Origin of the sequence: Streptomyces sp. NPDC007929, assembly GCF_042959065.1 — a bacterium.
Lineage (GTDB): Bacteria > Actinomycetota > Actinomycetes > Streptomycetales > Streptomycetaceae > Streptomyces.
Map to the genome: position 1 here is coordinate 24,530 of NZ_JBIBKD010000013.1, position 18,355 is coordinate 42,884.

Sequence of the window (18,355 nt, forward strand, 5' to 3'; positions counted from 1 at the left end):
GTCCGCCGTCAGAGGTCCGCGGCGCAGCGGAAGCCGCAGTTGCCGGTGCTGGAGTCGGGGGTGTTGGCCGTGCGGGCGGCCACCCGGTAGCGGTTGCAGTAGGAGTCGTGGCACAGGTAGGAGCCGCCGCGCATGACCCGCAGGCCGCCCTGGGCGGGGCCGCGCGGGTCGGTGCGCGCGGCGGGGTCGTGCGTGGCGGTGAACCGGTCGGCGACCCACTCCCAGACGTTGCCCACCATGTTGAACAGGCCGTAGGCGTTGGGCCGGTAGGCGTCGGCCGGGGCCGTGCCGAGGTGTCCGTCGTCACCGGTGTCGACCACGGGGAACTCCCCCTGCCAGATGTTGCAGCGCCAGCGGCCGCGCGGGGTGAGTTCGTCGCCCCAGGGGTAGCGGGCCTGGTCGAGACCGCCGCGCGCCGCGTACTCCCACTCGGCCTCCGTCGGCAGCCGCTTGCCCGCCCACGCGGCGTAGGCCTGTGCGTCGTCCCAGGTCACATGGACGACGGGGTGACGGGCCCGGTCCTCGACCGTCGAGCCGGGCCCTTCGGGCGCGCGCCAGCAGGCACCCGGCACGCCCCGCCACCACGGGGTGCCCGCCGCGCTCCGGGTGGCCCGTACCCGCTCGGGGGTGAGGAACCCGGCGAAGACGTAGGACCAGCCCGACCGCTCGGCGGCCGTGACATGGCCCGTGTCCTTGACGAAGGCGGCGAAGCGGGCGTTGGTCACGGCGGTCTCGTCCATGCGGAACGGCGAGAGGGTGACCTCACGCACCGGCCCCTCGCCGTCACCGGGGTTGGCGTGCGTGTCCTCGTTGCCCATGCGGAAGGTGCCGCCCGGCAGCCGCACCGTTCCCGCACGGGACGCCCTGCGCCCCCGCGGCACGGCGACCGGCGCCGCGGGGGCCGTTCCCCCGCCCCCGGCGGGGGAACAGCACGTGCCGGACTCGCGTGCGGTCATGGACCATCTCCCCTAGCCACGGACGCCGTCGATCTCCAGTGTCTGCACGCACTTGGTGTTGATGGGGATCGTCACGCTCTTGCCGGTGACGCCTGCCTCGCGGCGTACGTATCTCTCGCCGACCCCCGTGTTCCAGCGGGGCACCACACCGCCGGGGCCGCCGGTCACCGTCGAGAAGCCGGACAGGTCGAAGGTGAGGTTGGTCCGGACGGTCGAGTCGTTGGCGACGACGATGACCAGTTTCCCCGTCGTCTCGTCCCAGGCGGCCGCGGCATGGGGCACACCGGTGTGGAGCATCTTCATGCCGGGGCGGATGTGCCGGCTGAAGTGGGCCATCACGTAGTACTTGGTGTTCACCGCCGCGAGGGTGGCCCCGAGGGCGGGGTCGCCGGGGTCGCGCTGCGCGGCCGGGGTGTAGTGGAACATGGCCCAGTCGGGGTGGGGGTCGAGGGGCTGCCAGTAGGCCCAGGCGGTCGGGTGCAGGGCATGGAGGTCGCTCAGCAGGTACATGGCCATGGAGAAGCCGTTCGCCGTGTTGGTGCCGGTCTCCGAGTTCCACAGGCCCTTGCCCGCCTGGGTCACCACCGCCTGGTGGAGCAGGGCCCGGCTGCCCCCCGCGCCCTGGTAGCCATGGACGTTGACACGGTCCACGAGGGCCTTCGCCGAGGCGTCCAGGGCGGCCCAGGTCGCGCGCGCCGTGTCGACGGTCGCCTCGTCGGACGCGGCGATCTTCGTGGCGGTGAGTCCGCACCGGTCCAGTTCCCGGCGCAGTTCGGGCAGTACGGCGGCCTGCACCGGCCGGCTCATGTAGCAGCCCTCCTGGTTGAAGTCGGCCCGCCAGTTGCCGGAGCTGGGTTCGTTGAAGGGTTCCACGGACACGAAGTCGACGCCCCAGGCGTCGCGTGCGTGCTGCGCGACGGCCGCCAGGTGCAGGGCGTGCCGCCGGTAGTGCTCGGGGGCGAGGTTGTCGGTGCCGGAGGCGGCCGCCCCCGAGGGGTTGCGGTTCTTGCACATCCACCACATGGGGGAGTTGGCGAACAGTTCGCTGTGCGCACCGCGCTGGACCGCCTTGAGCAGCATGGTGCGCTGCGCGCGGTCGGCGTCCCAGTTCCAGGCGGTGGACGCCGGATTCTCGTCCCGCGGGTCCTGCCAGTACCCCTCGATCTGCTTGAACCAGGGGATGTTGGGCGAGACGGCCATGGTGCTGCCGTTCACGGCGTTCCAGCCGCACGCGCCCAGGTTGTAGCGGGCGATGTCCAGGTTGAGTCCGGGCCGCGAGGCCCCCTGGTAGGTCACCCACTTGTCGGTGAAGAACAGGTCGGCGAAGACGTCGGCGTAGGTGGCGCTCGCCCCGAACACGTTCGCCCACCAGGCCAGCGAGGTGCCCCAGCCTTCCCAGGTGCCGTAGGTCGTGGAAGGGTCGACGGTGATCGTCGAGTCGGCCCGTGCGGTGCCGGTCGACAGCGCGCTGCCGAGGGCACCCGCCCCCGCCGCGGCCAAGAGGGTTCTGCGGCGCATGTTCGGTTCTCCGTTCTGTCGGCGAGTCGGTGGAAGTGCCACGACGGGGGTCAGCCGGCCGGCCAGACGGCCACGTTGTCGATGTTGAGCCACTTGCCCGCCGGGCTGTCGGCCCAGACGCCGAGGTTGGCCTTGCCGGTCGACACGGTGAAGGTCACCTTCTTCGTGGTCCAGGCGTCCTGCCTGGCGTTGAGGTGCACCTTCGCCGCGGTGCCGCCGTGTCCCTTGACCTCGACGTAGGCGCTGGTCTGGCCGCCCGAGGAGCGGTAGTCGAAGGACAGTTCATAGGTGCCGTCCGGGAGGGAGACCTCCTGGCTGACCCATGAGGTGTACGGCGCGTCGTCCCACAGGGTGAGCTGCCTGCGGCTGTCGCCCAGCGATGACTCCTGCACCTGGGCGGCGCCGTTGGCCTTGGTGGTGTTCCACTGCGGGATCCTGGTGCCGACGACGTCCTGGTCGAAGCGGCCGTTGGCGACCCGGTTGCCGCTCAGGGTCCCGGTCTCCGTGTCGACGTCGACGTCGGTCCAGCCGTGCAGGACGGGCCCGCCGCCTTCGAAGGTGAGCGGGTACCAGGCGTTCTGCCCGACGCCGCCCGGGGCCGGGTCGCCCTTGCCGTAGAACTGCGAGTACCGGTCGCCGTTGTAGAGGTACGACGTCGTGCCGTCGCGGCCCACCACGGGGATGATCTGCTCGAACTGCGTGCCGAAGGAGTTGCCGGACGCGGGGCTCGTGGTGACCTGCTTCCAGGCGACGGACTTGTCCCAGCCGCCGAGGGTGCCGCTCGCGCGGTAGGAGGTGGGCGTGGCGTTCCAGTAGTCCAGGCCGGATCCGAACAGGTAGTACGTCCCGTTGGCCTTGAGGACGGCCGGTGCCTCCTTGTGGGCGTACCACTCGGTGTAGACGGCGGGCTTCACCCCGGTCCAGTCGTCCGTGAGCGGCGCCACGTTGAGCGTCTGGTTGAACTGCTTCTGGTCGCCCTTGAGGTGGTCGCCCACGTAGACGAGGTACGCCTTGTCCCCGTCGACGAAGACCGAGTGGTCGCCGGTGGTGTTGCCGTTGACCTCCTGGGGGGCGCCGGTCGGCGTGTAGGTGCCGTCGACCGTGTCGCTCGTCGCGAAGAGGATCTGGTTGCGGTTGCGGTCGCCGTTGTTGACCTCGGCGACCAGGACGAACGTCCCGTCCGGGCGCTGGACGAGCTGGGGGCGGCCGAGCCACAGGGGGTAGGTCAGATAGGGCTCGGAGCCGTCCTGCTTCAGGATGGCCTTCTCGAACGTCCAGTTCTCCAGGTCGGTCGAGCTGTACAGGTTGACGGCCTTGGGCTGGCCGCTGACCAGGGCCTGGCCCACCCAGTAGTAAGTGCCGCCCACCTTCAGGACGTTGCCGCCCTGGGCGAGGATCGGACGGTCGTCGGTGTCCTTCCAGACGGTGTCGTTGGCCAGGTGGGACAGGGGTTCCGCGGCCCGGGCCGACGGCGCGAGACCACCGGTGAGGGCAAGGGCGGCAGCGGCGGCCAGCGTGGTCAGATGCTTGGTGCGATTGGGGAGGCTCACGGTGCTCCTCGGTCGGCATCGGCACGGATGACGCAAAGGATTATCACGAAAGTCAACCGATTGACCCCGCCGTGAAATAGATTTCCAGAGGCGGCGTGAGCGGCCACCTCCCCCCGGACGGCGCACATCACGCAGGCGACCTGAGCGATGTGACGGTGCCACGTCCGCCCCCGCGGTCCGCGCAGCGCGCGACCGGATGCGCGTCACCGCAGGTCAGAGGCTCATGTGGCGGATGGGGCGGGGGTGTTGCACGGCATGGCGCCTCGCGTGCGTGGCGCCGTGGGGGTCCGGCCGGGGACCGGGGCGATGGGATGCTGACGCCGGTCGGCACGCGCTTCGACCCACGTCCGTCGTGGGCACATCCCCCGCTTCCACGACGGGCTCGGCACACCGGGTCGTCTCCCCCGGCGACCCGGTGTGCCACGCTCCGCGCCGCCGACGCCGGGGTTGCCCGATGCTTGGGTGGTTACCGGCCCAGACACGAGGAGATGCCCGGTGTACAGCGCTTCCTACTACGTCCTCACGGACTCGCGCAGTTCGTTCGTCCGCTTCCGGTCCGACGGCACCTTCACGGTCGGCCACGACCTGTCGTACGCCCTGTGGGAGCGCACCCAGGTCGCCTTCGAGGCCGGCCGTGACTTCTTCGCGGGTGACGTCTACCGCGCGCTCACCTACACCGCCGACACCGAGTTCGACCTGTCGGTCGTGTACGTGCAGGGCGAGGACTCGGCCGTGGTCACCATCCCGCTCTCCCGGGACTGCACCGCCGAGGCCCACTTCGAGATGAGCGGGCTGCGGGCGCTGGTGCAGTAGGGACGACGTGGCGCTCGCCGTCCCTCAGCCGTGTCACGGCGGGGTGAAGGACTACAGCACCGGGTCGCTCATGCGCCGCCAGGGTCCGTCGCTCACGTCCTGCACATAGGTGTTCTGGGCTCCCACGGCGTCGACCGCCCTGTCCCGCGAGTCGTTCGCACCGAACGCGGCGAAGACCACCGGGCGGATGCCATGGCTCGCGCACACGATCTGAAGTTCCTGGCAGACCCGGCCGAAGTCCATGATCTTGTTGTCCTTGGCGCCGCCGCCGACGATGCCGAGCAGGTCCTCGGACCAGATGTCGACCTTGACGGGCGCCGCCCGCGGGTCACGGGTGCCGTCCGCCTGCCGGGCCCACACCGTCGGGTCCTGGCCCCCGGGCGGCAGGTCGTGGTAGCCGTCGGCCCAGGCCGGCGCCGGCCGGCCGCCCCGGCCCACCCACGCGTTCACGACCTGGCAGGCGTCGGCCTCCCGTCTGTCACCCACGGCGTTGCGCTGCGCTCCCACCGCCTCGGCGCCCGACAGCGCCGCGGCGAGACTGACGTGGTCCGGGAACGGATGGTCCTTGGCGTCCTTGATCCAGCGGGCCAGGATGTTGCCGTAGGAACCCAGGACGACGCCCGCGGCGGTGAGGGCGTCCACGAGGAGCTTCACCTGCTGTCCGGGCGTCGTGGGGTTCGTGCCGCCAAACACCGTGGCCCCGACGGTGATCGTCATGTGTGCTCCGCATTTCTGAAGACCGGTTTTCGCCCCACGCTAGGTCGCACCCGCGCGGTCGGCCCGGCACGTCCAGGCTGCCCGGAGGGCCGGCAAACTACCCGGTCAGGCGCCCGAAAGGACAACTCCGCCCGGCGGCACGTCGGTTACCAATGGAGCACACCCAAGCGCCCGAGTGAAGAGGGAACCCCTGTGGACGAGACGATCAGCGGAGCACTGGACACGCTGGAACTCAACGGCGACAGCGCCGTGTACTGGCTGGCCACGCTCCGCGGTTTCGAGGAGGCCGAGCGCTCCGAACCGGCCCAGGACTGGGACACGTTCGTCCAGCGGTTCACCGCCTGGACCGGGCAGGCCGGGCTGCCGTCCGACGTCACCCTGCGGTTCGTCGACCACGCCGCCCGGACCTACGGCGCGGAACTCGTCGGGTACCTCGCCGCCCTGACCGACGACCAGGTCCTCGCCCACTGCGCGCAGTCCGGATGGGCCCGGCTGATCACGGGCCATGGCGCGGACTGGGCCGCCTACGACGGGTCGCAGGAGCACTGGGAGTACTTCCGCGACCAGTTCTACATCCAGGCCAACGACATCGACCCACAGGTGTACGCCACCGCGCACGAGCAGTTGTCCCCCTACGACGCCGCGAGCCCGCTGGAGCGCTACCACGCCCTCGTCGGGCTCGGACTGCCGGTGCACACCTCTGCCGCCGAACCCGCCGTCCCCGGCTTCCCGGACCAGGAGGCCGCCTCGTCGGACGGGATGCCGATGCGGGAGCCCTCCTCGTTCGACGAGATGTCGGTCGAGGAGGTCGAGGAGATGATCCTGGCGTACGCGGCGGCGGCCGCCTCCTGACGCTCGGCCCGGAACCTGACCTGGCTCACCGGCTCCGGCCGGATGGTCAGGTCTGCCGGACGGGCGCGTACTCCCGCTCCGTGACCCCGAAGGTCCAGGCGACGCCCTCGCGCGCGGTCCGGGTGCTGGGCGGGACGCGGAGCCAGTACGTGTGGAACGTGCCGTCCGGCTCGGGGGTGGAGTTCACCACCTCCACCATGGCCACGTCCTCGTCGTCGTCCAGCGCGATCCGCCACAGCACACCGGTCTCGTCACGGTGCACGGGCTCGGCGCCCGAGTCGGCGAGGAAGCGGTCGTAGCCGTAGAACTCCAGCATCACCCGGCGCAGTTCGGCGTTCTCCTCGGCGCGTATGCGGTCCGGGGTGAGGTCCGCCAGGCCGGTGAGGAAGTCCCGCGGCACGGGCATGCCCCGCCAGGCGTACAGCGCGAATCCGTCGGGGAAGGCCAGGGCGGGGCCGTCGCCCCGGTCGAGCCGGCCTGCCTCGTCCCGGTGCAGCTCCACCGGGCGCTCGCAGATCACGACCGCCTCCTCGTACGGCCACCACCAGCCGGCGTGCCGGGCCACCTCGGCGAGTCCGTCGAGCGCCGTGCCCCGGTCGGCGAGGGCGGCCAGCCAGGGGGCGTCGTGCTGGCCCAGCACGGCGTCGAGCAGCAGCAGCCGGACGGCCGCCTCCTCGCCCAGTTCCTCGACGACGCCGGTACGGATCCGGTCCGCGAGCGCTCGGGTCGGCTCCCACAGACGGCCCCCGGTCGCCGCCCACAGCGCCGCATAGCCCGCAGCGCCCAACTCGCCTGCCGCGCGGGCTCGTTCAGCGGCCCAGGGGCGGGTGCGGACCTCCTCGAACACACTGCGGCCCCATCCCCCGGACCGGCGCAGCAGCGCCACCGCGGCCAGGGGCGACGGCGCACACAGCACCTGGCGGGGCGCGGCGAGTCCGGCGGCCCGGTAGGCAAGGCGGACACCTGCCTCGGCGGCTGCCCGGTCGGCCGCTCCGGTGGCGGCGGCGACCGCGCGCCAGGCGTCCGTGGTGTGCGGGGCGGGTGCGCCGCCGGGGGCGGCGGGGTGGGCGGAGCCCGCGGGCGGGGGTGCGGCGGGAAGGCCGGGGCGGGGCGCCCCGGTGGCCGGTGTCGTCATGGGTCGTCCTCATGTGCGCGTACGGAGCGGGTCGGTGGTGCGGTGTTGCTGGAGGTGCGCTGCTGGAACTGCCGTGCCCGGGTTGGCGGCCCCGGTCGCCGTGCGCGGCGTCAGTCGGCCACGTACCGGGCCACCGATCCCGGCACGTACTCCCGCTGCCGGATCACCCGGTACCAGCCCGCCGGGAGCGGTATCGCGGCGTGCTCCTCGTGCACGACCCGGCCCCCCTTGGGCAGGTGCAGCAGCATCGGAGCCGACCGCCCACGCTCGCACACCAGCCGGCCCGGGCCCTGCACCGCGTGGGCGTGCCCCGTGACCTCGCCCAGCGCCAGGACCAGCCGCCCCCGCGCGTCCCGGGGCTCGCCGGCGTCCTGAAGCACCCGGGCCGGAACAGCGCCCTGCGGGACGGGCACGATCAGCACATCACCTTGCCGGTACACAACTCTCCCCTTCCCGTCGGCCGTTCGGACGGGCCGATCACACTGCGCACGCTAGAGGGAGGGTCTGACAACGGAGCCCGCCGACGGCCCGCGGCGGCGGGTGTCAGTGGGGCTTGGTACAACTTGCGAGTCGCACCACCCCTCCCACCTCGCACGCCACCAGGAGTCACCGACATGCCCATCAGCAAGAGCATGGACGAATGGGGTGGGCTGCCCCTCTACAAGTTCCCGCTCCTCGAAGAGGACCTGCCCGAGTCGCTCCCCGCCGCCGACGCGGTCGCCTGGCGTCTCACGGTCGAGGACTACTGCGACGCGGAGCGAGGCCAGTGGGCCGCCACGTTCGAGCGCCTGGCGAAGGCCGTGGACCTCTCGCGGGTCCGGGCCCTCGTGGTCGGCATATGGCCCGACGCCGTGGAGGAGGGCGAGCCGAACACGGAGGTGGTGGACACCCTCGTCGCAGCCGCGAGCCGGCTGCCCGGGCTGCGGGCCCTGTTCGTCGGGGAGATGACGTACGAGGAGTGCGAGATCTCCTGGATCGTCAACGGCGATGTCACGCCGTTGCTGGCTGCCTTTCCGCGGCTGGAGGAGTTCGGAGTGCGCGGGGGCCAGGGCCTGGTCTTCCCGCCGCAGTCGCACGCGGCGCTGCGCCGTCTGGCCATCGAGACCGGCGGCCTGTCCCGCGAGGTGGTGCGCGGCGTGGGCGAGAGCGACTTCCCCGCCCTGGAGGATCTGGACATCTGGCTCGGTGTCTCCTGGTACGGAGCGGACACGCAGGTGCCCGACCTGGAGCCCCTGCTGTCGGGGACCCGGCTGCCGGCCCTGCGGCGGCTGGCGCTGCACAACAGCGAGATCCAGGACGACATCGCCGCGGCCTGCGCGTCCGCGCCGGTCGTCGCCCGGCTCACCGCGCTGGACCTGTCGATGGGCACGCTCAGCGACGAGGGCGCGCAGGCGCTCCTGCACGGGCAGCCGCTCATCCACCTGACCGAGCTGAACCTCTCGCACCACTACCTCACCGAGCCGATGGCGGAGCAGGTCCGCACGGCCCTGACCCCCCACGGCGTGGCCGTCGACCTGTCCGACGCGCACCACCGCACCGGCCGCGAGCGCCGCTACGTCGCGGTGGCGGAGTGACCTCCGCCCCACCGGCCACCGCCCTCGCGATCGTCGGCATCCCCGGGCACCGCCGCGTCACCCTCTTCCAGGACGCGCTGCGCTCCGCCGGGCTGCCCGCGGCGCGGGTCGTGCCCTGGGCCGACGTGCTCACCGGGACTGCCCGGTTCCGGGCGGGCGAGGCCGTGCGCATCGACTCGCCGGGGGAGGACCCGGACGTCGACCGGCTGTTGCGGGGGGTCTGCGACCCCACCCGGGTGGAGGGCGGCGCCCGCTGGTACCGCTCGTTCCTGGCCGCGGCCGGGCGCGTCGCCGACGGCGTACGGGCCGCCGGGGGCACCCTCCTCGGTGAACCGGCCGATCTCGCGGTGCTGTTCGACAAGCGGCTGTGCCATGCCGCGCTGGCCGCGGCGGGCGTCCCGGTGCCGCCGTCCCCGACCTCCGGGGCCGGGGCACCGCCGGTGCGCGGCTGGCCCGATGTGCGCGGGCTGCTCGGCGAACGGGGCCTGCGCCGGGTCTTCGTGAAGCCGGCGCACGGTTCGTCGGCCTCCGGTGTCCTGGCCGTCGAGTCGGCGCCGGGAGGCCGGCTCAGGGCCACGACCTCCGTGGAGCGCACCCCCTCGGGCGCCCTGCACAACTCGCTGCGGCTGCGGGTCCACGAGGACGAGACGACGATCGGCGCCCTCGTGGACGCGCTCGCCCCGGACGGGCTGCACATCGAACGCTGGCTGCCCAAGGCGTCGTTGGCCGGCCGGTCCGCCGATCTGCGGGTCGTCGTGGTCGCGGGCCGCGCCACGCACGCCGTGGTCCGCACGGCGGCCGGACCGATCACCAATCTCCACCTCGGCGGCCGGCGCGGCGACCTCGACGCCGTGCGGGCGGCGGTCTCCTTCGCCGGAGGCGACTGGCGGGCCGTGCCGGCTGTCTGCGAGCGGGCCGCCGCCGCCTTCCCGGGCACGCCGTGCGTCGGTGTGGACCTGCTGCCGGCCTCCGGCTGGCGGCGGTTCACCGTCGCCGAGGTGAACGCCTTCGGCGACCTGCTGCCGGGCCTTGTGGGGCTGCCGGACGGCCCCGCCGAAGGGCTGGACACCTACGCCGCCCAGGTCGCCGCCCTCACCGGCTCCCGGCCCGGCTTTCCCACGCCTGCGCGGATACGCCCGAGCGGCCCGGACCTCGTCCGGCCGTGACCGCACGAACAGGAAGCACCATGCACACATCTTCCGGAGCACCCCACCCGCCGGCCGAACAGCCGGACATGAACGAGGTCGTCGGCCGCGACGACCTCCTGCTGATCACGCTGGACACACTGCGTCACGACGTGGCCGAGGAGCTCGCCGCGCAAGGCCGCATCCCGCATCTCGCCGCGCATCTGCCCGGCGGGCGGTGGGAGCGCAGGCACGCGCCCGGCAGTTTCACCTACGCCTCGCACCAGGCGATGTTCGCGGGTTTCCTGCCGACACCCGCCGCGCCCGGGCCGCATCCCCGGCTCTTCGCCGCGCGTTTCGCGGGCAGTGAGACAACGGCCGGGCGCACCTGGGTGTTCGACGCACCGCACCTCGTCTCGGGCCTGGCGGACGCCGGTTACCGCACGGTGTGCATCGGCGGCGTGGGCTTCTTCAACCGGCAGGCCGCCCTCGGGTCGGTGCTGCCGGGGATGTTCCAGGAGGCCCACTGGGAGCCGTCGTTCGGCGTGACCTCACCGACGTCGTTCGAGGAGCAGATCGCCTGCGCCGAACAGGTCGTCGCCGCCCTGCCGGCGCGGCAGCGGCTGTTCCTCTTCGTCAACGTCTCCGCCCTGCACCAGCCCAACTGGTTCCACGCCCCGGGGGCGACGGCACGGGACGGCGACACCCGGCGGACGCACGCCGCGGCCCTGGAGTACGTGGACCGCCACATCGGGCGGCTCTTCGACGCGATGCGCCGCCGGCGCCGCTGCTTCGCCATCGTCTGCTCCGACCACGGCACCACGTACGGCGAGGACGGCTACACCGGCCACCGCCTCGCCCACGAGGCGGTGTGGACCGTCCCGTACGCGCACTTCTTCCTCGAACCGGACGCCGCCGAAGGGACCTCACGATGACCACGCACACCACGGCGGCGCCTCGCCCGTACGAGAGCTACGTCTACGCCTACCCGCACAAGACCGCCTACCGGAAGCTGCCCGGCCGCCCCGCCCTGCGCGACCTGTGGGCGGGCGAGGCCAAGGACGCCCTCTCGCTCTATCTGCACATCCCGTTCTGCGAGGTGCGCTGCGGCTTCTGCAACCTCTTCACCCGCATCGGCGCCCCGGACGGACTGACCACCGCCTACCTCGACGCGCTGGAGCGGCAGGCCCGCGCGGTCCGTGGCGCGCTCGGCGACGGCCCGGTCCGCTTCGCCGCCGCGGCGTTCGGCGGCGGCACCCCCACCTTCCTCACGGCCGCCGAGCTGACCCGGCTGTGCGACATCGCGGAGCACACCGCGGGCGCGGACCTGCGGGCCGTCCCGCTGTCGGTGGAGGCGTCCCCGGCGACGGCGACCGCCGACCGGCTCGCGGTGCTCGCCGAGCGGGGCACCACCCGGCTGAGCCTGGGGGTGCAGAGCTTCGTGGACACCGAGGCCCGCTCGGCGGTGCGCCCGCAGCGCCGCGCCGACGTCGAGGCCGCGCTCGGCAGGATCCGCGACGCCGCGATCCCCGTGATGAACATCGACCTGATCTACGGCATCGACGGCCAGACCGAGAGCAGTTGGCGCCGCTCCCTGGAGGCGGCCCTCGCCTGGCGGCCGGAGGAGCTGTACCTGTACCCGCTGTACGTGCGCCCGCTGACCGGCCTCGGACGCCGCACCGCCGACCTGCCCGAACCCCTCTCCGACCGGGCCTGGGACGAGCAGCGGCTGCGGCTGTACCGCTACGGGCGGGATGTGCTGCTGGACGCCGGGTACCAGCAGGTGTCCATGCGGATGTTCCGCCGTCCGTCAGCCGCCGCGCCGACGGCCGGCGACCACGCCTGTCAGACCGACGGCATGGTCGGACTGGGCTGCGGCGCCCGCTCCTACACGTCCGCGGTGCACTACTCCTTCGACTACGCCGTCGACATGCGGGAGATCCGCACCATCGTCGACGACTACGTGGCCCGCCCCGAGGCGGACTTCGGCCACGCCGAGTACGGCCGGCCGATGGACCCCGACGAGGCGCGCCGCCGCCATCTGATCCAGTCGCTGCTCCAGGCGGAAGGCATGGACACGGCCGGCTACGAGGCCCGGTTCGGCAGCAGCCCCCGGGACGACTTCGCCGCCGAACTGGCCGCGTTCGACGCCGCCGGCTGGCTCGCGGCGGAAGCGGCCACCGCCGGGCGGCTGCGTCTGAGCCCGGAGGGCCTGGCCCACTCCGACGCCGTCGGACCGGCCCTGTTCTCCCCCGCGGTGCGTGCCGCGATGACCGACTACGAGCGCAAGTGACGGACGACGACATGGACCTGACCCTCCTCTACCGCGGCCCCCTCGCCTCCTGCGACTACGACTGTCCCTACTGCCCGTTCGCCAAACGGCGCGACAGCCGGGCCGCGCTCACCGCCGACCGCGCCGCCCTGGAACGCTTCACCGCGTGGGCGGCCGGGCAGACCGGGGACCGGCTGTCGGTGCTGTTCACGCCGTGGGGCGAGGGGCTGGTGCGTTCCTGGTACCGCCGGGCGCTGGTGGAGCTGTCGCACCTTCCGCAGGTGCGCCGGGTGGCGATCCAGACCAACCTCTCCTGCCGTACGGAGTGGACCGCCGAGGCCGACCTCGACAGGCTGGCCCTGTGGTGCACCTACCATCCGGGGCAGACGCCGTACGACCGGTTCCTCGGCAAGTGCCGTGAGCTGGCCCGCGGCGGTGTGCGCCACAGTGTCGGCATCGTGGCCCTGCCCGGTCATCTGGAGCACGCCCGCAGGCTGCGCGCCGACCTGCCCGAGCGGGTCTATCTGTGGGTCAACGCCGCCGAGGGGCACACCTACACCGACACCGAGGCGGCCCGCTGGACGGACCTCGACCCGCTGTTCCCGTACAGCCGCCACCCGCACACCTCCGCCGGACTGCCCTGCCGTACGGGCGAGTCGGTGGTGTCGGTGGACGGGGACGGCACGGTTCGCCGCTGCCACTTCGTGGACACGCCACTGGGCAACCTCTACGACGGCAGCTACCGCGCCGCCCTGCGGCCCCGGCCGTGTCCGCTGGCGGTGTGCGACTGCCACATCGGCTATGTCCACCTGGAGTCGCTGCCGCTGTACGACGTGTTCGCCGGGGGCGTCCTGGAGCGCGTCCCCGCGGCCCTGCCCCTCGCGGCTCGTCAGGCCGCTCCGAGCCACATCCGGTCGTAGTAGGAGCCCGATTCGCCGCGCATCTGGTAGTTGTGGACCTCGGGCCGGCGGGCGGCGAGGAACCGCATGCTGCCGAGGTACACCCCGGCCGCGTCCCGGACGAGTTCCTCCTCCACCTGGGCGAGGAGCGCGTTGGAGGCCTCCAGGGTGCGGGCCTTGCGGGCCTTGGCGGTGAGCTCGTCGACGACCTTGTTCTCGTAGCCGGCGTAGTTGTACGAGGCGCCGGTGGTGTAGTTGGAGGAGACGTTCTCCAGGGCGCTGTTCAGTGTGATGTACATCTGCCGTCCGTAGATGTCCCCCGCTCCCTCGGCCGTGATCTGGTCGAAGGCCGTCTGGCCCATGCCGCGCAGCTCGATGTCCACGCCCACGTCGGCGAACTGCTGCTGGAGCACCTGGGCGAGCAGCGGCCAGGGGTCCTGGCTGCCGTGCGGGAAGTCCAGTCGCAGCCGCCGGACACCGGCCTCGCGCAGCAGGGCGCGGGCCCGGTCCGGGTCGTAGGTGTAGGGCTTCGCGGTACGCCGGTAGCGGTCCAGTTTCTCGGGGAAGGGGCAGCCCCAGGGGTCGGACAGTCCGAAGGTGACGCGCATCAGCTGGTCGCGGTCCACCGCCCAGTTGAGGGCCTGCCGTACGCGCCGGTCGCGCAGTTCCGGGCGTTTGAGATTGATGTTGAGCCACTGGCTGCCCCGGACGGGCACGGGGTGGACGAACCGCTCGCGGGTGTCCTGGTCGGCGGTGAACTTGGGTGCCTGGCTGGCCACCAGCCCTTCGCCGAGGATGTCGATGCTGCCGGCGTTGAGCTGGAGCGACTGCATCGAATAGTCGATGCCCCAGCGGAACTCGACGGTGTCGACGAGCGGGGTGCCGTCCCAGAAGTACTGGTCGAAGCGGCGGAACGTGGCCCGCTGGCGTTTGCTGTCGTAGCGGAGGATCCGGTAGGGGCCGGTGCCGACCGGGGTGCGGCCGAAGGAGCTGCCGAGGCGGCGGATCTCCTCGGCGGGCAGGGCGGCGGTGTAGGGCTGGCACAGCAGGGGGAGCAGCAGGACGTCCGGTTCGGTCAGCCGGATCCGCAGGGTGTGGGAGTCGAGTGCCTTCAGACCGCGGACCTTCTCGGCCTTCTTCTCGTAGACCGCCTCCGCTCCCTCGATCGTGAACAGGAAGCTCGCGGCCCAGGAGCCGAGTTCGGGGTCGAGGATGCGGGTCCAGCTGTCCACGTAGTCCTGCGCGGTGACCGCCCGGCCGTTGTGGAAGCGCACGTCGCGGCGGAGCGGGACGGTGTACACGCGGCCGTCCCGGGACACCGTCGGCATGGCGGCCGCGGCGTGCGGGGCGGGACCGTCGTACTGGCCCGCGTAGTGGTAGAGCGGGGAGTGCAGGACCGTCGAGATGGCTTCCCAGCTGTGCAGGTCCCAGCCGATCGCGGGGTCGTAGGACTGGGCCTCCGTCGCCCAGGCCGTGATCACCTTTCCCCTGCGGCGGGCGCCGGGGGGATCGGCGCCCGGCCCGGGGGCCCACTCCGGGACGTCGGCGGGCGGGCCGGACCGGACCGGACGCGCCTCCCCCGTGCAGCCGCTGAGGAACGCGCCTGCCGCACCGGCCGCGCCGGTGGCCAGGACGAGTCGTCTGGTCGGGATGTGCAACGGTCCGGCCATGGCCGTCCTCTCGTGCAACTGCCGAAGGGGAAGGAAGCGAGGCACCTCGCCGGAACCGGCCGAAACGGCCCTCGATTGGCCGAAAGCCTGCACGCGCCGGAGCGCCCTGTCAACGCCGCACACGGCTTTTATTGACCGATGCGTCAGTCGGTATCGGCGGTCGGCCGGCGGGGTGGCGAAGTGCGCGGGCCCGGTGAGCGCTGTGCCGGCCACCCCTGTCCGGCAGGCGGGGAACGTGCGGTGACCGGCGGATTCGGCGAGGTGATCCGGCGTGTCGGGGCCGGACGGGAAGGGGGCGACGGCCGGTCCGTGATCCGTACGGGCGGGCCCGGTGACCTGCCGGCCCGCGATCGCGGGGTCGAGCGGGGTGCCGTAGCCGTCGGGCGGTGCGCAGACGAACGCGTCCGCGTCGGATCAGAAGTCGAGGTCCAGGTAGTCGATGTCGTTGATGGCGACGTCGGACAGGTCCAGGGCGCGGGCTCCGCCGTCCTGGAAGTAGATCTCCCGGAAGCCGTCGGCGATGATCTGGCGCATCCGCTGGTCGCCGGCGCCCGCCTCGCGCGCGTCGAACAGGCGGCGGGCGTAGTCCGGGGGGAGGTGCACGGTGAGGCGGCGGAAGCGGCCGTCGTCGGTCGTGCCGATGGGGGCGGTGTAGCCGAACCGGGCGCGGGTCTCCACCGTGATGCCGGTGGCGGTGGCGGCCTGCCTGCGGCGGCGTTCGCGCACCCGGGGCTGCCAGCGGGAGCGTACGGCGTCGTCGATGCGCTGCTGGATGTCCTGCGGGGGGCGCTTGCGCTCGCCGGTGCGGTAGCGCTCCACCGAGCGCCGGGAGACCCCCAGCTCGGCCGCGACGGCCTTCGTGGTCTTCAACTGCCGCATCAGGAAGTTGATCTGGCCCTTCAGCGTCTTGGGCGGCTCCCGGGTGAACGCCTCGCGGTCGGCGCGCTCGATGGCGTCCTCGATCTCTGCCACAGCCCTACTCGCCTTCGTCCAGGACGGCGTCGCCGCCCTTGATGTGCCGTGCCGGGTTGAAGCCCTTCTCCATCAGGTCCACGGCCCACAGCATCTCCTGCACGCCCTCCGGTTTGGCCATGCCGGGGCTGGGTCCGAGGCGGAAGCCGCCGGGCTGGGGCTTGCCGGAGGCCGCGTAGGGCAGGAAGTCCAGCGGGGAGCGGCCGGGGCTGGGGTAGACGACGCAGTCGGACAGCACGGCGAGCGGGTACAGGCCGGTCATGGTGGCCATGTTCAGCAGCTTGCGGTGCATGTTGACGCGGGCCTTGGAGATGACGGCGGCGCGGATGTCGGGGCGCCAGGTCGGGCGTTCGAGGGCGGGCCAGCGCTCGCCGTCCCGGTAGCGGCGGCCCTGCGGTCGCTCGCGCAGCTTGCCGACGCCGCCCTTGACGGTGGCCTTGACGGCCGCGAGGACGGCGGCCAGGGCGGGGTCCTCGTCCTTGTGCCGCTCCATCGCCGCGAGGAACCCCCGGTCGTCCAGGTCCTTGGTGACCCCGAGGTCGGCGAGGGTGTCGAGGTAGGCGGTCTTGAGCCGGTCGTGCCACGGGTCCAGGTAGGCGCCGGTCTCCCGGCGCAGATACGCCTCCAGGGGCTGGACGTTGTAGCCGAGTTCCTGGGCGTAGGCGACCGTGTGCGTCTGGTACCAGGCCGGGCCGGTCGGGCGTTCACCGCTCGGGGTGAACGGCGAGGGGAGCCGGGGGTCGACCTCGACATGGGAGAGGTCGACCAGCCAGGAGCCGGGGATCTTCGGGTTGAACGTCGGGGCGCGGAAGTGGTCGGGGGCGGACAGGCCCACGACCAGGCGGGAGGCGGCGGCGAGGAACGCCGTGTTGAGGTCCAGGCCGACCGCCCAGGGCAGATGGCACTCCTCGTCGCTCAGCAGGTCGACGTCGCGGACCCACTGGTAGGCCTCCTCGTTCAGGAAGCCGCCGCTCCAGCCCGAGCCGGCCACGACCGGGTGCTCCTGGGTGGCCTCCGGGGGCGCCGGGTCCATCGGCTGTGTCCCGAGCGAGCCGGGGTTGTGGCCCGGCACCCAGTTCCCGCTCGCCTCGTCCCGCACCGCGCGGGTGGGCGGGCGCAGCGCCGTCATCAGCTCCAGCCCGGAGACGGCGGTGCTGCCGCGCGGGGTGATGACGCGCTGGGCGTAGACGCCGAGGACGCGGGCGACCTCGGCCGGTTCCATGTCCGTGACCCCGGGCCAGGACCGCTCGTCGAGGGCGTCCCACGACAGGATCGCCAGCTGTACGCACTGCCGCCGGGTGCCCTGCGCCGTACGGAAGACGCGCGCCCACGGGCCGAACCCGCGCTGCGTCAGCTGCCACTTGGCCCTCTTGACCTCCTTGACGACGGGGTGGTCGTCGGGCAGGCGCAGCGAGCGGCGCTGCTCGTGGCCCTCCAGGCGTTCCGGCAGCCCCAGTTTCACGGCGGCGTCGGCGGTGAGCACGATCAGCGGGTCGGAGTCCTTGCCGTGCCGGTGCAGGCGCGGCGCCCCGAGGCCGGACTCGCGCAGGGTCCACTCCACCAGCTCGGGAATCGTGGTGGCGGGGCAGTCGAGCACGAGGCCGTCGACGCCGTACGCCGATCCGTCGCCGTCGAGTACGGCGAGCGGGCCGTGCGGGAAGCGCGGATCGGCGGCGGGCGCGGCGGGCCCCCGGGGGGCCGGGCGGCGGGAGGCGGGCAGTGCCGCGCGGGGGGCGGCGGGACGCCGTGGACGGGGGGAGGGGGCGGGCGCGGCCGGGGTGCCCACCGGCGCGTCGGGGTGGGGTTCGGGTGCTGCGGGGTGGGACTCGGGTGCTGCGGGGTGGGGTTCTGGTGCTGCGGGGTGGGGTTCGGGGTCCGTGCCCGGTTCGGTCCGGGGGGCGGTGCCGGTCGCGGTTGTCCCGTGAACGGTGGCGGAGCCGTCGGCCGTGGCGGGGGCGGGCGCGGTGGCCCGGATCGCGGGTGTCGGGGACGGGGCGGTGTGGGGCGCGGCGATGGGGGACGGGGCGATGTGGGGCGGGGCGATGTGGGGCGGGTACTTCGCCGCCCAGCCCTTCAGCAGCCGCTGATAGGCCGACAGGCGTGGCTCCTTGGGCTCGGACCTGCCGTTCTCCCAGTTCTTGACCGTCTGGGTCGATGTCTTCAGGGCGTTCGCGAGGCGGGCCTGGGTGATGCCGGCGGCCTCGCGCAGCCGGGCGCGCTCCGCGGGGCGCGGGAGCTGCGGCTCTTCCTCCAGCAGCTCGTCCACGTTGGCGAACAGCTCTTCCTCGGATGCCATGTCCGTA

The 18,355-nt window shown here is 72.9% G+C and carries 16 protein-coding genes; 7 read left to right on the plus strand and 9 right to left on the minus strand.

Going from position 1 to position 18,355, the window contains the following annotated elements; genetic code table 11:
- Positions 1 to 8: 8 nt before the first annotated feature.
- The 3 genes from ACFZDE_RS33880 to ACFZDE_RS33890 are packed head-to-tail and all read right to left on the minus strand — an operon-like array spanning position 9 to position 4,024.
- Entirely contained in the window at positions 9 to 956 is a 948-nt protein-coding gene (locus ACFZDE_RS33880) for an SUMF1/EgtB/PvdO family nonheme iron enzyme (protein ID WP_391206708.1), read from the minus strand.
- Between the two features lie 12 nt (positions 957 to 968).
- On the minus strand, positions 969 to 2,474 hold the full coding sequence (locus ACFZDE_RS33885) for a glycoside hydrolase (protein ID WP_391206712.1): 1,506 nt from the start codon (positions 2,472 to 2,474) through the stop codon (positions 969 to 971).
- Between the two features lie 50 nt (positions 2,475 to 2,524).
- Positions 2,525 to 4,024, minus strand: a complete 1,500-nt coding sequence (locus ACFZDE_RS33890) for a family 43 glycosylhydrolase (RefSeq protein WP_391206715.1) — start codon at positions 4,022 to 4,024, stop codon at positions 2,525 to 2,527.
- A 495-nt stretch (positions 4,025 to 4,519) separates the two neighbouring features.
- Here ACFZDE_RS33890 and ACFZDE_RS33895 point away from each other — a divergent pair, with 495 nt between their 5' ends.
- Entirely contained in the window at positions 4,520 to 4,837 is a 318-nt protein-coding gene (locus ACFZDE_RS33895; RefSeq protein ID WP_391206718.1) for a hypothetical protein, read from the plus strand.
- A gap of 51 nt (positions 4,838 to 4,888) precedes the next feature.
- On the opposite strand, the gene ACFZDE_RS33900 is transcribed toward ACFZDE_RS33895, so the two are convergent.
- Positions 4,889 to 5,554: a hypothetical protein gene (locus ACFZDE_RS33900; protein WP_391206721.1), complete on the minus strand. Its 666-nt coding sequence runs from the start codon at positions 5,552 to 5,554 to the stop codon at positions 4,889 to 4,891.
- Between the two features lie 192 nt (positions 5,555 to 5,746).
- Here ACFZDE_RS33900 and ACFZDE_RS33905 point away from each other — a divergent pair, with 192 nt between their 5' ends.
- Positions 5,747 to 6,406 carry a hypothetical protein gene (locus tag ACFZDE_RS33905; protein ID WP_391206724.1) on the plus strand — a complete coding sequence of 220 codons (660 nt, stop codon included), beginning with the start codon at positions 5,747 to 5,749 and terminating at the stop codon, positions 6,404 to 6,406.
- 46 nt (positions 6,407 to 6,452) lie between these two features.
- Here ACFZDE_RS33905 and ACFZDE_RS33910 read toward each other — a convergent pair whose 3' ends face one another.
- Entirely contained in the window at positions 6,453 to 7,541 is a 1,089-nt protein-coding gene (locus ACFZDE_RS33910; protein ID WP_391206727.1) for a DUF6745 domain-containing protein, read from the minus strand.
- A gap of 110 nt (positions 7,542 to 7,651) precedes the next feature.
- Entirely contained in the window at positions 7,652 to 7,981 is a 330-nt protein-coding gene (locus tag ACFZDE_RS33915) for a hypothetical protein (RefSeq protein WP_391206730.1), read from the minus strand.
- Between the two features lie 174 nt (positions 7,982 to 8,155).
- Here ACFZDE_RS33915 and ACFZDE_RS33920 point away from each other — a divergent pair, with 174 nt between their 5' ends.
- The 5 genes from ACFZDE_RS33920 to ACFZDE_RS33940 all read left to right on the plus strand — a co-directional run bounded on the left by ACFZDE_RS33920 (position 8,156) and on the right by ACFZDE_RS33940 (position 13,431).
- Positions 8,156 to 9,115, plus strand: coding sequence for an STM4015 family protein (locus tag ACFZDE_RS33920; RefSeq protein WP_391206733.1), 960 nt, complete (start codon positions 8,156 to 8,158; stop codon positions 9,113 to 9,115).
- Positions 9,112 to 10,281, plus strand: coding sequence for an STM4014 family protein (locus ACFZDE_RS33925; protein ID WP_391005107.1), 1,170 nt, complete (start codon positions 9,112 to 9,114; stop codon positions 10,279 to 10,281). The genes ACFZDE_RS33920 and ACFZDE_RS33925 overlap by 4 nt, the downstream gene beginning before the upstream one ends.
- Before the next feature lie 68 nt (positions 10,282 to 10,349).
- Entirely contained in the window at positions 10,350 to 11,174 is an 825-nt protein-coding gene (locus ACFZDE_RS33930) for an STM4013/SEN3800 family hydrolase (protein WP_391207026.1), read from the plus strand.
- Entirely contained in the window at positions 11,171 to 12,532 is a 1,362-nt protein-coding gene (locus tag ACFZDE_RS33935) for an STM4012 family radical SAM protein (protein ID WP_391206736.1), read from the plus strand. Before ACFZDE_RS33930 ends, ACFZDE_RS33935 begins: the two co-directional genes overlap by 4 nt.
- An 11-nt stretch (positions 12,533 to 12,543) precedes the next feature.
- Entirely contained in the window at positions 12,544 to 13,431 is an 888-nt protein-coding gene (locus ACFZDE_RS33940) for an STM4011 family radical SAM protein (RefSeq protein ID WP_391207029.1), read from the plus strand.
- Here the strand turns inward: ACFZDE_RS33940 and ACFZDE_RS33945 are convergent.
- The 3 genes from ACFZDE_RS33945 to tap form a co-directional block, all read right to left on the minus strand.
- Positions 13,401 to 15,080 (minus strand): ABC transporter substrate-binding protein, encoded by a 1,680-nt coding sequence (locus tag ACFZDE_RS33945; RefSeq protein ID WP_391206738.1) that lies wholly within the window; start codon positions 15,078 to 15,080, stop codon positions 13,401 to 13,403. The two genes, ACFZDE_RS33940 and ACFZDE_RS33945, sit on opposite strands and share 31 nt — an antisense overlap.
- 414 nt (positions 15,081 to 15,494) lie before the next feature.
- A complete protein-coding gene (gene tpg / locus ACFZDE_RS33950; protein WP_391206741.1) occupies positions 15,495 to 16,052 on the minus strand; it encodes a telomere-protecting terminal protein Tpg in 558 nt (185 codons plus the stop codon).
- A gap of 4 nt (positions 16,053 to 16,056) precedes the next feature.
- Positions 16,057 to 18,348, minus strand: coding sequence for a telomere-associated protein Tap (gene tap / locus ACFZDE_RS33955; protein WP_391206744.1), 2,292 nt, complete (start codon positions 18,346 to 18,348; stop codon positions 16,057 to 16,059).
- Between the last annotated feature and the right edge of the window lie 7 nt (positions 18,349 to 18,355).

What these genes read in the sequence shown, in the direction of transcription:
- ACFZDE_RS33880 (WP_391206708.1), bottom strand. Translation starts at nt 956, where the DNA reads ATGACCGCACGCGAGTCCGGCACGTGCTGTTCCCCCGCCGGGGGCGGG.
- ACFZDE_RS33885 (WP_391206712.1), bottom strand. Translation starts at nt 2,474, where the DNA reads ATGCGCCGCAGAACCCTCTTGGCCGCGGCGGGGGCGGGTGCCCTCGGC.
- ACFZDE_RS33900 (WP_391206721.1), bottom strand. Translation starts at nt 5,554, where the DNA reads ATGACGATCACCGTCGGGGCCACGGTGTTTGGCGGCACGAACCCCACG.
- ACFZDE_RS33910 (WP_391206727.1), bottom strand. Translation starts at nt 7,541, where the DNA reads ATGACGACACCGGCCACCGGGGCGCCCCGCCCCGGCCTTCCCGCCGCA.
- ACFZDE_RS33920 (WP_391206733.1), top strand. Translation starts at nt 8,156, where the DNA reads ATGCCCATCAGCAAGAGCATGGACGAATGGGGTGGGCTGCCCCTCTAC.
- ACFZDE_RS33930 (WP_391207026.1), top strand. Translation starts at nt 10,350, where the DNA reads ATGAACGAGGTCGTCGGCCGCGACGACCTCCTGCTGATCACGCTGGAC.
- ACFZDE_RS33935 (WP_391206736.1), top strand. Translation starts at nt 11,171, where the DNA reads ATGACCACGCACACCACGGCGGCGCCTCGCCCGTACGAGAGCTACGTC.
- ACFZDE_RS33940 (WP_391207029.1), top strand. Translation starts at nt 12,544, where the DNA reads ATGGACCTGACCCTCCTCTACCGCGGCCCCCTCGCCTCCTGCGACTAC.
- ACFZDE_RS33945 (WP_391206738.1), bottom strand. Translation starts at nt 15,080, where the DNA reads ATGGCCGGACCGTTGCACATCCCGACCAGACGACTCGTCCTGGCCACC.
- tap (WP_391206744.1), bottom strand. Translation starts at nt 18,348, where the DNA reads ATGGCATCCGAGGAAGAGCTGTTCGCCAACGTGGACGAGCTGCTGGAG.